Source organism: Undibacterium sp. RuRC25W (assembly GCF_049339825.1).
Taxonomy (GTDB): domain Bacteria; phylum Pseudomonadota; class Gammaproteobacteria; order Burkholderiales; family Burkholderiaceae_D; genus Undibacterium.
The window spans coordinates 20,253-35,184 of the sequence record NZ_JBMPPD010000017.1 but is presented as its reverse complement, the minus strand read 5'-3'; the positions used below and the strand labels follow the sequence as shown (position 1 = coordinate 35,184).

General features: G+C 48.0%; 14 protein-coding genes. 7 read left to right on the top strand and 7 right to left on the bottom strand.

The annotated features are described in order from the left end of the window. Positions 1-139: 139 nt before the first annotated feature. From ispB to ACO0KV_RS09615, 7 genes are all read left to right on the top strand, one after another. Positions 140-1,120, top strand: coding sequence for an octaprenyl diphosphate synthase (gene ispB, locus ACO0KV_RS09645; RefSeq protein ID WP_423042226.1), 981 nt, complete (start codon positions 140-142; stop codon positions 1,118-1,120). Positions 1,121-1,426: 306 nt separating this feature from the next. Continuing rightward, on the top strand, positions 1,427-3,154 hold the full coding sequence (gene pilB / locus ACO0KV_RS09640; RefSeq protein ID WP_423042224.1) for a type IV-A pilus assembly ATPase PilB: 1,728 nt from the start codon (positions 1,427-1,429) through the stop codon (positions 3,152-3,154). A gap of 15 nt (positions 3,155-3,169) precedes the next feature. Continuing rightward, entirely contained in the window at positions 3,170-4,396 is a 1,227-nt protein-coding gene (locus tag ACO0KV_RS09635; RefSeq protein ID WP_423042222.1) for a type II secretion system F family protein, read from the top strand. Continuing rightward, entirely contained in the window at positions 4,396-5,259 is an 864-nt protein-coding gene (locus ACO0KV_RS09630; RefSeq protein WP_423042220.1) for a prepilin peptidase, read from the top strand. Before ACO0KV_RS09635 ends, ACO0KV_RS09630 begins: the two co-directional genes overlap by 1 nt. Then, on the top strand, positions 5,259-5,900 hold the full coding sequence (gene coaE / locus ACO0KV_RS09625) for a dephospho-CoA kinase (RefSeq protein WP_423042218.1): 642 nt from the start codon (positions 5,259-5,261) through the stop codon (positions 5,898-5,900). Before ACO0KV_RS09630 ends, coaE begins: the two co-directional genes overlap by 1 nt. 143 nt (positions 5,901-6,043) lie before the next feature. Next, positions 6,044-6,799, top strand: coding sequence for a cell division protein ZapD (gene zapD / locus ACO0KV_RS09620; protein ID WP_423042216.1), 756 nt, complete (start codon positions 6,044-6,046; stop codon positions 6,797-6,799). Positions 6,800-6,817: 18 nt separating this feature from the next. Further along, positions 6,818-7,000, top strand: a complete 183-nt coding sequence (locus ACO0KV_RS09615) for a DNA gyrase inhibitor YacG (RefSeq protein WP_423042214.1) — start codon at positions 6,818-6,820, stop codon at positions 6,998-7,000. 16 nt (positions 7,001-7,016) lie between these two features. Here ACO0KV_RS09615 and ACO0KV_RS09610 read toward each other — a convergent pair whose 3' ends face one another. From ACO0KV_RS09610 to argJ, 7 genes are all read right to left on the bottom strand, one after another. Beyond that, complete coding sequence (locus tag ACO0KV_RS09610) at positions 7,017-8,576, bottom strand: sigma-54-dependent transcriptional regulator (protein ID WP_423042212.1); 1,560 nt, start codon at positions 8,574-8,576, stop codon at positions 7,017-7,019. Positions 8,577-8,628: 52 nt separating this feature from the next. Continuing rightward, positions 8,629-9,204 carry a hypothetical protein gene (locus tag ACO0KV_RS09605; protein WP_423042210.1) on the bottom strand — a complete coding sequence of 192 codons (576 nt, stop codon included), beginning with the start codon at positions 9,202-9,204 and terminating at the stop codon, positions 8,629-8,631. After that, on the bottom strand, positions 9,201-10,493 hold the full coding sequence (locus ACO0KV_RS09600) for a D-amino acid dehydrogenase (protein ID WP_423042208.1): 1,293 nt from the start codon (positions 10,491-10,493) through the stop codon (positions 9,201-9,203). The genes ACO0KV_RS09605 and ACO0KV_RS09600 overlap by 4 nt, the downstream gene beginning before the upstream one ends. A 67-nt stretch (positions 10,494-10,560) precedes the next feature. After that, positions 10,561-11,679 (bottom strand): alanine racemase, encoded by a 1,119-nt coding sequence (gene alr, locus ACO0KV_RS09595; protein WP_423042206.1) that lies wholly within the window; start codon positions 11,677-11,679, stop codon positions 10,561-10,563. A gap of 449 nt (positions 11,680-12,128) precedes the next feature. After that, entirely contained in the window at positions 12,129-12,563 is a 435-nt protein-coding gene (locus tag ACO0KV_RS09590) for an NUDIX domain-containing protein (RefSeq protein WP_423042204.1), read from the bottom strand. Next, the gene (locus tag ACO0KV_RS09585; protein WP_423042202.1) at positions 12,556-13,434 is read right to left on the bottom strand and encodes an ATP-binding protein; all 879 of its coding nucleotides are present in this window, start codon (positions 13,432-13,434) and stop codon (positions 12,556-12,558) included. The genes ACO0KV_RS09590 and ACO0KV_RS09585 overlap by 8 nt, the downstream gene beginning before the upstream one ends. Before the next feature lie 24 nt (positions 13,435-13,458). Further along, positions 13,459-14,697: a bifunctional glutamate N-acetyltransferase/amino-acid acetyltransferase ArgJ gene (argJ, locus tag ACO0KV_RS09580; protein WP_423042200.1), complete on the bottom strand. Its 1,239-nt coding sequence runs from the start codon at positions 14,695-14,697 to the stop codon at positions 13,459-13,461. Between the last annotated feature and the right edge of the window lie 235 nt (positions 14,698-14,932).

Sequence of the window (14,932 nt, the reverse complement as noted above, 5' to 3'; positions counted from 1 at the left end):
ACAATTTCAAATGTATAAAAATCGCACCCAGTTGAGTTAAAGCATGAAAACACCTGCTTTTTAGCTTTGTTAAGCAGAGCAAATTTGATCACAACATCGTATAATCTCGGCGTCTTGGATTAAATAGCAGGATTACCCCTTGTCTGCCACCGTACAACAGAACCCTATTACCGACGTGATTGCCACGGACATGTCGGCGGTTAACCAAGTTATTCGCCAGCAGCTTCACTCCGACGTTGCCCTCGTCAATCAGATCGCTGAATATATCATCAGTGCTGGGGGAAAGCGTATTCGCCCAGTGTTAGTCCTACTGGTCGCCAATGCCTACAACTATCAAGGCAAGCATCACCATGAACTAGCAGCGATCGTTGAGTTTATCCATACAGCAACATTACTGCATGACGACGTCGTTGATGAGTCCTCTCTGCGTCGCGGTCGCCAAACGGCGAATGCGTTGTTTGGCAATGCAGCATCCGTCCTCGTCGGTGACTTCCTTTATTCCCGTGCGTTCCAGATGATGGTGTCAATCAACAGTATGCGTGTCATGCAGATTCTAGCTGACGCAACCAACGTGATTGCTGAAGGCGAAGTTTTACAATTGCTCAATATGCATGATCCGGATGTAACGGAAGAACGATACTTACAGGTCATCCGCTCTAAAACCGCGAAATTATTTGAAGCAGCAGCAGAAATTGGTGCCCTGATTGCAGGTGCTAGCGAAGAGCAAATCAGCGCGGCTGCCGAATATGGACGCTGCATAGGAACGGCGTTCCAGTTGATTGATGATGTCCTGGATTACTCCGGTAACGCGGCAGACATTGGTAAAAATGTTGGTGATGATTTGCGCGAAGGCAAGCCAACGCTACCACTGATTTACCTGATGAAATATGGATCTAATGCAGAAAAAGAATTGGTACGACTGTGTATTGAGCAGGGTGACGAATCACAATTCAATGCCATTCTGACTGCGATTACGAACTCTGGCGCCCTAGATTACACGACAAAGCAGGCCGTACTTGCCTCTGAACGCGCCTCCTCCGCAATGCAATCTCTGCCAGAATCTCCCTATAAAACAGCATTATTGGCGCTAAGCCACTTTGCCGTTCACCGCAATCACTAAAATTATTTTCAATCACTTCCGGCCGCATTTCATATGGCGCCGGGAGTCTTCATTTGTCTCATCACATGTACTAATGTTCTCAATTATGCGTTCAGTACAGTGTCATTGACGCACTCCACCATCAGCCATACCATGTCAAGATGTTGACTGGATAAAAAAATGTATCCATTGCAGAGATAAAGACAACATTCTTTTTCGTGAAGTGTATGAACATGTAAAAAAAAGTAGGATATCTTTACAAAGTCCCCCATCAGTTGCATTATCGCGAAGCAACGATTGTTTTGGCAACCTTCACTTAGAGTCACTATGTCAGCAGCCCCACCACCTTCTGCATCACCCGTTTTGACCTCTGGACTAGCCCGCGCCCTGATGCAAGGCAATATGCTCAATCATGCGCAAGCCGACATTGCTTTGAAAAAAGCACAAACAGAAAAGCTACCCTTCATCGATAGCCTACTGCTGAGCGAGTTCATTACTGCACGCGATCTTGCTAGTTTTTGTTCAGAAACATTCGGCTATCCACTCTTGGATCTGAGCGCCATCGACGAGAGCAATCTACCGGAAAAACTGGTTGACCAGAAACTGATGCAGTCGCAACGCATGGTGCCAATCGCCAAGAAAGGGAACAAGCTGACACTGGCTGTTTCTGATCCGACCAATAATTCTGCCATTGATCAGGTCAAATTTCAGACGAATCTGGCGATTGAACTGGTCATGGTCCAACATGACATTCTGACCAAGTTACTCGAAAAAATCAGCAAAACATCGGAGCAAAGCCTCAACGACCTGGCTGGCGATGATTTCGAATTTGAGTTCAAAGAAGACGATACCGGTCAAGCGGCTGCCGATGCGCAGGCAAATGAGGTCGATGACGCCCCGATCGTCAAATTTCTGCAAAAAATGCTGATTGACGCGATTAACATGGGCGCATCCGATCTGCATTTTGAACCATTTGAAAAATTCTACCGAATCCGTTTCCGAGTTGACGGTGAACTGCGCGAAATAGCCCAACCGCCGTTAGCCATCAAAGACAAGCTGTCGTCGCGAATCAAGGTTATCTCAAAATTAGATATTTCAGAGAAGCGCGTACCTCAAGACGGTCGTATGAAGCTGCAACTGAACGCAAAAAAATCGATCGATTTTCGTGTCAGCACATTACCAACTCTATTTGGCGAAAAAATCGTTATGCGTATCCTTGATGGATCGCAAGCACAAATGGGTATTGATGCACTTGGTTACGATGCGGATCAGAAAGAAATTTTGTTAAACGCGATCCAGCGTCCTTACGGCATGGTACTCGTTACCGGGCCTACCGGTTCTGGTAAAACGGTATCACTTTACACCTGCCTCAACGTGATCAATAAGCCAGGCATCAATATCTCAACGGCGGAAGATCCGGCAGAGATTAACTTGCCAGGGGTGAACCAAGTTAACGTTAACGATAAAGCTGGCTTAACGTTTGCCGTTGCACTAAAGTCATTTTTGCGTCAAGATCCTGACGTGATCATGGTCGGTGAGATTCGTGATCTTGAAACAGCAGATATCGCTATCAAAGCGGCGCAAACAGGTCACATGGTATTTTCAACTTTACATACCAACGATGCACCTTCTACCCTGACACGCTTAATGAACATGGGCGTGTTACCGTTTAACATTGCATCATCAGTGATTTTGATTACCGCACAAAGGCTGGCCCGCCGCCTGTGTAGTTGCAAGCGTCCCGCAGAAATTCTGGATGAAGTTCTCATTCAGGCTGGTTTTAAAGAAGAAGAGCTTGATGGTAGCTGGAAACCTTATGAACCAGTCGGCTGTGAACGTTGCAGTGGTAATGGATACAAAGGTCGGGTTGGTATTTATCAGCTCATGCCCATCACTAACGCTATCGAACGCATCATTCTCGCCAGCGGTAGTGCAATGGAAATTGAAGAGCAAGCACAGCGCGACGGCGTCAGGAACCTACGCCAGTCAGGTCTGATGAAAGTTAAACAAGGCCTCACCAGCCTAGAAGAAGTACTTGGATGTACCAACGAATAATCGGAGAGCAGTCACATGGCAACTAATTCCGCCAAGACCATCAAACCAGTAAAAGAAGTAATCTATGCTTGGGAAGGTAAAGATAAATTTGGCAAAACGGTGCAGGGTGAGCTACGGGCCGGCGGTGAGGCGATTGTAAACGCCACGTTACGTCGCCAGGGTATTCTGGTGACCAAACTGAAGAAAAAGAGTTACAGCTCAGGGAAAAAGATCACTGATGCTGACATCACCTTGTTCACGCGCCAATTAGCGACCATGATGAAAGCTGGTGTACCGCTTTTACAATCTTTCGATATTGTGGCAAAAGGCAATGCCAACCCCTCTGTTTCAAAATTGTTGCAGGATATCCGTGGTGACGTAGAAACCGGTACCAGTCTGAATCAGGCCTTCCGTAAGTTCCCGCTCTATTTTGATCCACTTTTTTGCAACCTAGTCGGCGCTGGTGAACAAGCGGGTATTCTCGAAGACTTACTGACCCGTCTTGCGATATATAAAGAAAAAACGCTCGCTATTAAAAAGAAAATCAAATCGGCGCTGACCTATCCGATTGCCATTCTTTCTGTCGCGTTTGCGGTTACCGCTGTGATTATGATTTTCGTGGTACCTGCATTTAAACAGGTTTTTTCCAGCTTTGGTGCTGATTTACCAGCGCCCACCCTGGTTGTGATGGCCATTTCTGATTTTGTCGTCAGTTACTGGTATCTGATTTTTGGGTCGATTTTTGGTGCGTTGTACTTCTTCTTTCAGACATGGCGGCGCTCGCTAGAAATGCAACGTGCGATGGACCGTATTTTGCTGCAATTACCTATTTTTGGCGCCATCATCAGAAAAGCGACGATTGCCCGCTGGACCAGAACACTGTCGACCATGTTTGCGGCGGGTGTACCGTTGGTAGAGTCTCTTGATTCTGTTGGCGGCGCCTCGGGCAATGCCGTGTATCTGGATGCCACCATTAAAATTCAGACAGAGGTCAGCACAGGTACCAGCCTCACTGTTGCTATGCAAAACACGAATTTATTTCCGAACATGGTGACGCAAATGGTTGCCATCGGTGAAGAGTCTGGTGCCCTCGACAGCATGCTGGGTAAAGTAGCTGATTTTTATGAAGAAGAAGTCGATGAAGCAGTCGCGTCACTCTCGAGTTTAATGGAACCACTCATCATGGTCATCTTGGGTGTGGTCATCGGTGGCTTGGTTGTGGCGATGTATTTGCCAATTTTTAAATTAGGATCCGTTGTCTGATGCTACAGGAACTTTTTTTAAAGCTACCCGAAAACACCTTTTGTACGATCATTTTTGGGATTTTCGGGTTGCTGATTGGTAGCTTTTTAAATGTTGTGATTTATCGGCTTCCGAAGATGATGCAACATGAAGCTGAAAATTTTGTTGCCCATGAAACAGGAAAAGAGCTACCTCATACAACGCCATACAATCTCGTTATCCCCCGCTCGGCATGCCCCCATTGTGGGCATCAGATCAGCGCCATGGAAAACATTCCTGTCATTAGCTATCTAGCAATTGGCGGTAAATGCCGTGGTTGTAAGGCACCTATTTCTATCCGCTACCCATTAGTCGAACTGGCTACTGGCTTTCTCTCGGCGAGTATGATTTGGCATTTTGGAAGCGGTATCGCGGGTCTGTCTGCCATGGTTTTTGGCTTTATGCTGATTGCCTTGACCATGATCGACGCAGATACGCATCTGTTGCCAGATGACTTGACACTGAGTCTGATGTGGCTGGGTTTGCTGGTCAATCTTAACGGCACGTTCTCTTCTTTGCCATCGGCTGTCATTGGTGCAGCCTTCGGTTATGTATCCTTGTGGTCAATTTATTGGGCATTCAAGCTGATCGCTGGTAAAGAAGGCATGGGGTATGGCGATTTTAAACTATTGGCGGCGCTGGGTGCATGGATGGGATGGAGCATGTTGCCAGTCATTATCTTGCTCTCCTCTATCGTTGGTGCAGCCGTCGGACTAACGATGATAGTGCTCGCTAAATTGGGTAAAGATACACCATTACCATTCGGCCCTTACCTCGCCGGTGCAGGGTTGATCGCGCTGATCTGGGGAAAGCAATTAACGCAACTATATCTGGGTTATATCTGATGTCTTCGCATCGCTCTTCGCCATTTGCGATTGGCCTGACAGGAGGTATCGGCAGCGGTAAAACCACAGTCACAGATATGTTTCAGCAATTAGGGATTGCGATCATTGATACCGATGCCATCGCACACCAGTTGACCACTCCCGAGGGATTAGCTATCCCCGCTATTCGTCAGACGTTCGGTAATGCGGCCATTGCCGAAACGGGTGCCATGAACCGAAGCTGGATGCGTGAACTAGTTTTTAATGACAGCAAAGCCAAAAAAAAGCTGGAACAGATTCTGCACCCGCTGATACGTCAACAATGTGAAAAACAAGCTGCCGACGCAAGCAGTCCCTATGCGATTTTCGCGGTACCCTTGCTGGTCGAGTCAGGGAACTGGCGCCAGCGCGTCAACCGCATCGCCGTTGTCGATTGCATGGAGGAGACTCAGATTACTAGGGTCATGAAAAGAAATAACTTAAGCCTCGAACAAGTTCAGTCTATCATGCGGGCACAAGCAAGCAGAGAGCAACGTCTTGCCGCCGCGGATGATATTATCGAAAATGAAGCAGATCTGAGTGTTGTCAAACAGCGGGTCAAGGAACTGCATGAGCAATACCTCAAGCTAGCCAAGAACATGACGATTTCGGCTGAACAATGAATATCAGCCTCTAAAGGGTTGATCGATCTGCTTTTAACACGTCAGAGACAAAAAAACTTTACATGATGTTTGTAATTTTCAAGCGTATGGTTCAGAATCATGTGAAGTTCAGATTTGAACAAATTTAAAACAGGGACACTATTTTGATTGTTTACGAATACCCTTTCAACGAGCGTATTCGCACGCTTCTGCGGTTGGAAGACCTGTATGAAAAATTTACATTTTTCCTCCATCAATCCGATCCGCTGCAACATCATGTTGCACTCGCAACCATTTTCGAAATGTTGGAAGTGGCAGGTCGTGCTGACCTTAAATCTGATTTATTGCAAGAACTAGAACGTCAGAAACACACCCTCATTGGTTTTAAATCGAATCCGAACGTTCAAGCGGAAATGCTCGATAAAGTGCTGGAAGACGTTGATCGCGCCAGTACCTCGCTGATCGCCTGTACTGGAAAAACTGGACAAAATATCCGTGATAACGAATGGCTAATGAGTATTCGCGGCCGCACGATTATTCCTGGTGGTGCGTGCGAGTTTGATCTACCAAGTTATTATGCCTGGCAGAAAAACTCAGCAGAAAAACGCTTTGCCGATATTTCTGCATGGTTTGCCCCGATTGCTCCCTTGTTTGATGCTATCAATGTCGTTCTGCGTTTGCTGCGCGAATCAGGCTCGACAACGAAGGTCATCGCGCAAGCAGGTAGTTACCAACAAATGCTACAAGGCAAGGTTTATCAGTTATTGCGTGTCGGTGTAAATCGTGAACTAGGCGCTATTCCAGAAATTTCAGCCAACAAATATATGTTGTGGATACGTTATATGTCGCAGGATGGCGATATGAAACCCAAAGCGTTTGAAAATGACATCCCGTTTGATCTGACCCTCTGTAATTTCTGACCTCTGAAACACCTGAACATGGCTACCTTTGTAAACTGTCCTACTTGTCAAAACAAAGTCGAGTGGACGACTGAAAACCGTTATCGTCCATTTTGCTCTGACCGCTGCAAGCAAATTGATTTGGGTGCTTGGGCAGAAGAAAAATACACGATTCCAGCAGTCAATCTACCTGAAGATCCTGAAGGCGAAGAGCTGCATTAAGCTCTGAACAAGTGCTTTAACGCTTGGCCGGAATTCCATATTTACGTAGTTTTGTTGCAATCATCGAGTGCGATGTTTGTAACCTTGCCGCGAGTTTGCGGCTTGATGGATATTGCGGATAGAGTCGCTCCAGCAAGGATTGCTCAAAAGCATTGACTGACAATTCCCAATTTTCGGTGGTGTCGAGATTGACTTCGTCTGCACTGATGCTGCCCTCTGCCCAATCCAGATCCGCAGCATCAAGAACGCGCTGATCTGACATGGTAATAGCGCGAAAGATCACGTTCTGCAGTTGTCGCACATTACCTGGCCAGCGGTTCGATACCAGTACAGCACAAGCAGATGAGTTCAGGCGACACACCGGTTTTTGTGATTGCGTACATGCACGCTCAATAAAATGGCGAGCCAGAGGCAAAATATCATCAGGACGGTCACGCAATGCGGGCACTTCCAGATGCAGCACATTTAAGCGATAGAACAAATCTTCGCGAAATAAACCCTCTTGCACCATTTTTCTTAAATTGCGGTGCGTGGCGCTGATAATGCGCACATTGACCTTGATTTCTTTATCGCCGCCAATGCGTCGGAATTTACCGTCATTCAAGAATCGCAACAGTTTCGCTTGTAAGTACAGCGACATCTCTCCGATTTCATCAAGGAACACCGTACCACCGTCCGCCATTTCAAACAAGCCTGGCTTACCGCCGCGTTGCGCGCCAGTAAATGCGCCCGACATATAACCAAATAATTCACTCTCAGCCAAACTTTCTGGCAAGGCAGCGCAGTTCAGTTCAAGAAAGGGGGCATTTGCTCGGGGACTCATACCATGGCAGGCTTGCGCAAGCAGTTCCTTACCTGTACCTGTTTCGCCAGTAATGAGTAGCGGGGCATCAACGACAGCGACGCGGGCTGCTTTAATTTTTAAGGAACGAATTTGTTCTGACTCGCCAATAATGAGTTCAAACCCATTACCCGCCGAGTTCTGTAAAGCGTGCAAACGGCCACCAATCCGCGCCGGCGTATGAAAGCTTAAGACAGCACCAACTGAGCGCCCCGATGGAGCTAATTCAAGGATGAGAGGTTCTGAGACTGGCGTCACTTCCATAAAAAACGGCTCGCCCTTCAACGTAACTTCTCGGCTAGGAAGGCGGAAACCAGCGTCGATCAGTTCACGCTCAATCTCTGGATCATCCAGAATCTGACTCAAGGTCAGACTGCACAAGGTAGCATCATCGGTGCCTGCTACCGCTGATGCAGCGGCGTTAGCAATCATGATGCGACCACTACCATCAATCGCCAATACTGGGTCTTCCATCGCAGCCATGACCGTGTCAAGATGCAAGCGGCGGCGAATACCAGGAAGCACATCGAGCACCTGTATATTACCCACCCCTTTGACCTTGCGGCAATCCTCCTGCAGGTCGGGCAGCATGTATTCCAGCAGCTCAGGACTATCAATATAAATGTGCGGTGGATCGACCTCGACCGCTACCACGTTTAACCCACGCTTGGCCAGTACGGCTAAAATCTCATGCGCGATGCCAACGCGGTCCTTGAACTGAATATTGATGCGCATTAAGTGACTTTATTTGACTTAGTGTGGCGTTGTTAAGTGGTGCGTTTCAACATTAGTAAGGCTCTGGAATATAACCACGTGGACGCGCATATTGGCTACGGAAAGCAGCCGTCGTCGCCAGACCGCGCAAACGACTCAGATCAAACTGCTGCAACTGTTGCACAACAGCCCGATTGACCGTCATTTTAACTTGCATCATCAGCAAATCAACGCTGTGCTGACTTGAGCTACGGGATGGATTCACATCCACTTCCTCGGTCTCATTGGCATTCTCTTCAATCGCCACAGCATTCTGTTTTGCCGCCTTAGCCAATGCGCGTTCTTCTGCATCAGCAAAGCAGCGGTACACATCAGCTAAAGTAATAAAGCCGTTGCAATCACGGCAATGCCAAGCATCTTTTTCTTTCACGTCGCGCCCAACCAGCCCATCTTTACTTAAGGTGGTCAGGATGGAGCGAATCAGACGCGGTGTTTTGCCGGTTGCAGCCGCCAGACTACTGACCGTCGCCGCACGTGGCATCACCATCATGGTCTGCGCCAAAATTTCGATGGCGGCGTAAAAACGGGTATTCAGATTCGCATCTGCAAATACTTGGGTTGAGGATAGCAACTGTTCAAACTGGCTCATGCCAACTCCTTGGGGACAATGACTGGACGATTAATGCTGCCATATCGATCCATAAATAAACCTTCAGTAGAAATTGCCGGACGCTTGCCTGAAACAAGATCCGCAATGAATTGTCCAGAACCACAAGCCATAGTCCAACCTAACGTGCCATGACCTGTGTTGAGGAATAAATTACGATAAGGGGTAGGGCCGACTACGGGCGTGCCGTCTGGCGTCATAGGACGCAATCCAGTCCAGAATTCAGCCTTGCTCACATCGCCGCCACCGGGGAACAAATCAGTGACTGAGAATTCCAAGGTGTCGCGGCGATCTTTGCGTAAATCCAGGTTGTAACCTGTGATTTCGGCGGTGCCGCCTACGCGGATGCGGTCACCGAGACGTGTGATTGCCACTTTGTAAGTTTCATCCATCACGGTTGATTCCGGTGCCCGTTGTGCATCGGTAATCGGTACAGTAATTGAGTAGCCTTTGATTGGGTAAACAGGAATTTTAATACCCAGTTCACGCAAGACGATTGGGGAATAACTACCTAAGGCCAAGACGTAGCGATCCGCTTTCATTTCGCCCTCTGATGTAATCACAGAAGTAATGGTGTCGCCTTCGCGCACTAATCGCTCAATGCTGACGCCATATTTAAATGTCACGCCAAGACCTTCAGCAAGTTTGGCAAGGTTCTGCGTAAATTTGAAACAATCGCCTGTTTCATCACCAGGCAAAAGTAAAGCACCAACAAATTTGTCTTGCACGTTCTTCAACGCTGGTTCCACCTTCAAGCAGCCTGCTTTGTCTAAGGTTTGGTAAGGAACGTCATAGCGCTTCAAAATGTCGATATCAGCTTGGGCGCCATCAAGTTGCGCCTGATTACGGAACAACTGCAAGGTACCTTGAGTACGTTCATCATACGAAATGCCGGTGTCGGCACGCAATTGCTGTAATACATCGCGGCTGTACTCAGCCATACGCAGCATACGTCCTTTGTTTGTTTCATAGCGTGCCGTCGTGCAGTTCATCAGCATCTGCATTACCCAACGCCATGTATTGAGATCAAAAGTAGGACGAATAGCCAATGGGCTGTGCTTCATCATCAGCCATTTGATTGCTTTAAGTGGTACGCCTGGGCCTGCCCATGGTGCAGAGTAGCCTGGTGAGACTTCGCCGGCGTTGCCGTAGCTCGTCTCCAGCGCTGCACCTGGTTGACGTTCAATGACGGTCACTTCGTGACCTGCTTTTGCTAAAAAGTAAGCGGATGCTGTTCCGATAACGCCTGCGCCGAGTAGGATAACTTTCATTTTAATTCTCCTGAATGCTTGATCTGAATATGCTGGTGATTGATGTAGGTGTCTTCTTAAGCTACGGCTAAGTCGCTTGGGCGATGTCTGTGTACTCGCGATAATAACGGGTACCCAAACTGGTCAGAATTTCGTAACCAATGGTGTTCGCTTTCGCAGCGACGTCATCCACTGTATTGGTTGCCGATATCAGATCAACGAATGTGCCTGGTTGCAAATACACTGGAGCGATATTGCTCACATCCAGAGTAATGGTATCCATAGAAACATTCCCCACCATTGGTGCTGCAAATCCTGCAATATGCGCCACCCCACGGTTACTTAAACTACGTAACCAACCATCAGCATAGCCAACAGCAATCGTTGCTATGCGACTCGTTTCTTTACTGCGCCAGGTCGAACCATAACCAACCCCCGTTCCCGCTGGAATTTCGCGGGTCTGGATCAAGCGCCCCTGCAAGTGAGCAACGGCACGTAAAGGATTTTCCTGTCCTGCCACTGGAGCAACGCCATAGAGCGCAGCACCAGGGCGTGCCAGATCAAAATGAAATTCACTACCCAAAAAAATACCAGCCGAATTTGCCAGACTTGCTTTACTTCCGGGAAACAAAGCGCGCAAGGCATTAAACGTATCCAACTGCTGACGATTCATCGGATTGGTCTGATCTTCAGCGCAAGCCAGATGACTCATGACATACTGCACATCGATTCCAGCACACAACGCCGGATTGCTTTGCAAGATCTGAATCTCGTGCGAGGATAAACCCATGCGCGCCATACCGGTATCGACTTGAACAATCGCTGGTAAGCGCTGTTGTCGCTGCGCGGCCAAAGCTGCCCAATCCTCAATTTGCTGAAGACTATTCAATACTGGCATACAGCCATGGGTAATGAATTCAGACTCACAGCCGACAGGGGAACCGTGCATCACAATCAGATGCGCGTCGATCGGCAGCGCAGGGCGCAAGGCAATGGCCTCTTCAAGATGGGCCACAAAAAAGTGTCTGCAGCCTTCCTGGTACAGCACTTTTGCTACGGGCTCTGCCCCCAGACCATAGCCGTCGGCCTTCACTGCCGCGCCGCACTGAGCCGAGCCCAGGCGATGTCGCAGTAATCGGTAGTTGTATCGAACGGCCTGCAAGTCAATCCGCAGGACAGCGCCGGTTCTTTCTGCTAGTTGTTGCATAGTTTTTAGCACTCCATCGCTATAGAGAAAAGTTTCCTTTCCCTTAGCAATGCCCGTGCCACTAATATTTATTAAGCAAATTCAATGACTTACAAAAAAAGAATCCATGACCGCTCATAAGCTGTATGGAATTCGATACAGGCAAATTTACAGCACGACCTTCAATTACCGAGTATTCCCTCTACAGCGTATTGAAAAATGAACGGTGTATTTAAAATAATACACTGTATCGTTTTTAATACATAACATTTTTAAAATGAACAAGGATAGTCTCAGCCCGAAAAGCATCCGGCAATAAGTAGAACTACGGAGGGAGTTGCGTTAACAATACACAAAATAATCTGAGTTGACAGCAGCAAAAGCACGCTAAAGTGCAGCACAGATGCCACTATCCGAGAGGAGGTATCAGGTTGGTATGACTAATTTTCACCAAAGAGCAATTGACGGTACTAGAGGGGCACGTTACTGACATCATTTTGTAACAATCCAAGCCACTCCAACAAAGGAATTGTCGCTGGCAACAAAGGCGTGACGCCAACGTCACCTTGCCACGCGAAAGCCTGACCTTCGAGGCTTTGCGGTTCGCCTTCCCAATCGCGGCTAATGTAAAAATGCAAGCGGACATGCGCATGCGGGTAGATATGCTCTACCCCACACCACGGTTCAGCACTGATGATCTGAATCCCAAGTTCTTCGACAAATTCACGCTTGAGCGCATCAACAATTGCCTCGCCTGCTTCAACTTTACCACCAGGAAATTCCCAATATCCTTCATAGGGTTTACCTGCTGGGCGTTGACCAAGAAGAACATTGCCATTTGGTTTCATCAGAATACCGACAGCCACATCCACCGGTTGAATATTTTTTGCGGCGACCTCAGGCATGATGGATGTCCATTAATTTTCCGGCATAGTCACGCGCAAACTGCCACGCCACCCGACCCGAACGGGAACCACGTTGCAGCGCCCAACGTAATGCATCAGCGCGGGCCGCAGCAATCTGTTCATCGTTACACGAAAAACTACGTAACCAATGGCTGACGATATCGAGATAATCATCTTGTTTAAATGGATAAAACGATACCCACAAACCGAACCGCTCAGAGAGAGAAATTTTTTCTTCCACCGTCTCACCGGGATGGAGGTCACCATCATCTGCATGATGATAGCTAGCATTGTCGGACATTTTTTCAGGCATCAGATGACGACGATTAGAGGTCGCATAAATCAAGACATTGTCTGATTGTGCGGCAATACTGCCATCCAGCGCGACTTTCAGGGCTTTGTAGCCGGCTTCGCCTTCTTCAAACGAGAGATCGTCACAGAAAATAATGAAACGTTCCGGACGTTCTGCCACCAGATCAACGATATCTGGCAAATCTGCCAGATCCGCCTTATCCACTTCGATTAAGCGCAAACCTTGCTCACTAAACTGATTCAGACAGGCTTTGATCAGCGAGGATTTACCTGTCCCTCTGGCACCTGTCAGTAACACATTATTAGCGGGCTTACCGTGTACAAATTGCAGCGTATTTTGTTCAATCTGTTTTTTTTGTGGACCAATGTTATGCAGATCGTCCAAGCTAATCATCGAAGCATGGCGCACCACCTGCAAATATCCCTGCCCACCGCGTTTGCGCCAACGAAAAGCATACCCCAGCTGCCAATCTGGCGCTGCAATCGATCCTGGCAACAAGGCTTCTAAACGAGTCAGAACGTGTTCCGCACGTGCTAAAAATTGATCAAGCTGGGTCATAGTTGTCTACTTCAAATCATTCAATCAGGAACGGTAATCCGCGTTAATTGTTACATAATCATGTGACAAATCGCATGTCCATACCGTTGTTTCCACGTCGCCACGGCCAAGTTTAACGCGGATGGTGATCTCGCTTTGCTTCATGACGCGCTGACCATCTTCTTCACGGTACTCTGGGTTACGTCCACCATGTTTGGCGACCAATACATCATCTAGGTAAAGATCGAGTTTGCTGACATCTAGATCCGTCACGCCAGCGTAACCTATCGCCGCGAGAATGCGCCCAAGATTTGGGTCAGAAGCGAAAAATGCTGTTTTCACCAAGGGTGAATGCGCGATCGAATACGCGATCTTGCGGCATTCTTCCAAATCACGCCCTTGCTCTACGGCGATAGAAATAAATTTCGTTGCACCTTCGCCATCGCGGATAATCATGTGCGCCAGCTTTTGCGATAAATCGATGACCGCTTTGGCGAGAATCTCATACTCAGGAGAATCAATCTCATTCACTTCCAGCGTACCAGCACCGGTTGCAATCAACATGAACGAATCATTGGTTGATGTGTCGCCGTCAATTGTGATGCAGTTAAATGATTTATCTGCAGCTTGCTTGATCAGGTGATCCAGCACTGGCTGGGCAACTTTGGCATCCAGTGCCAGATAACCAAGCATGGTTGCCATGTTTGGTTTGATCATGCCAGCGCCCTTACTGATACCCGTCATTGTTACGCTGTGGTTACCAACTTGTAATGTCACCGATGCGGCTTTAGGCTGCGTATCCGTGGTCATAATGGACTCGGCGGCGAAGAACCAGTTATCTTCTTTGAGGTTGGCAATTGCCTGTGGCAACCCAGCCACTAAGCGATCAACTGGTAAAGGCTCCAAGATCACACCCGTTGAGAATGGCAAAATCTGTGAGGCTTCACAACCCAGCAATTCAGCCAGTGCCGCACAAGTTGCATTGGCGGCGGCCAATCCTGCATCACCCGTACCAGCATTGGCATTCCCTGTATTGACAACCAGTGCGCGGATCGGACCCGCGGCCATGTGCAAACCATCAAGATGCGCTTTGCATACCTGCACCGGTGCTGCGCAGAAACGGTTAGTCGTAAATACACCGGAAACAGTGGCAGTAGGAGCTAACTCCATGACCAATACATCTTTACGATTCGCTTTGCGAATACCTGCCTCAGCATAGCCAAGACGAATACCGGCAACTGGTTTTAAATCAGCAGCGACAGGGAGTGGGGAATTGACGGCCATGGTAACTTCCTTGCGTTGAAATCAAGCCGCCATTGTAGGACATTTTTGTTGCAACGCGATTACCCCTGAAACGAAAAATATTGAAGACTGGCGCAAGGACACTTTCCTGCCATGATAAGTCCAGCCGGATCGCTGGCGATCCGAGGCGAGGCCGACTCTATGATGAATAACACACAAGATGCAGCAACAACACGTTCAACAATATCGCGCAAAATCTGGAATTCAGATAAAAAAA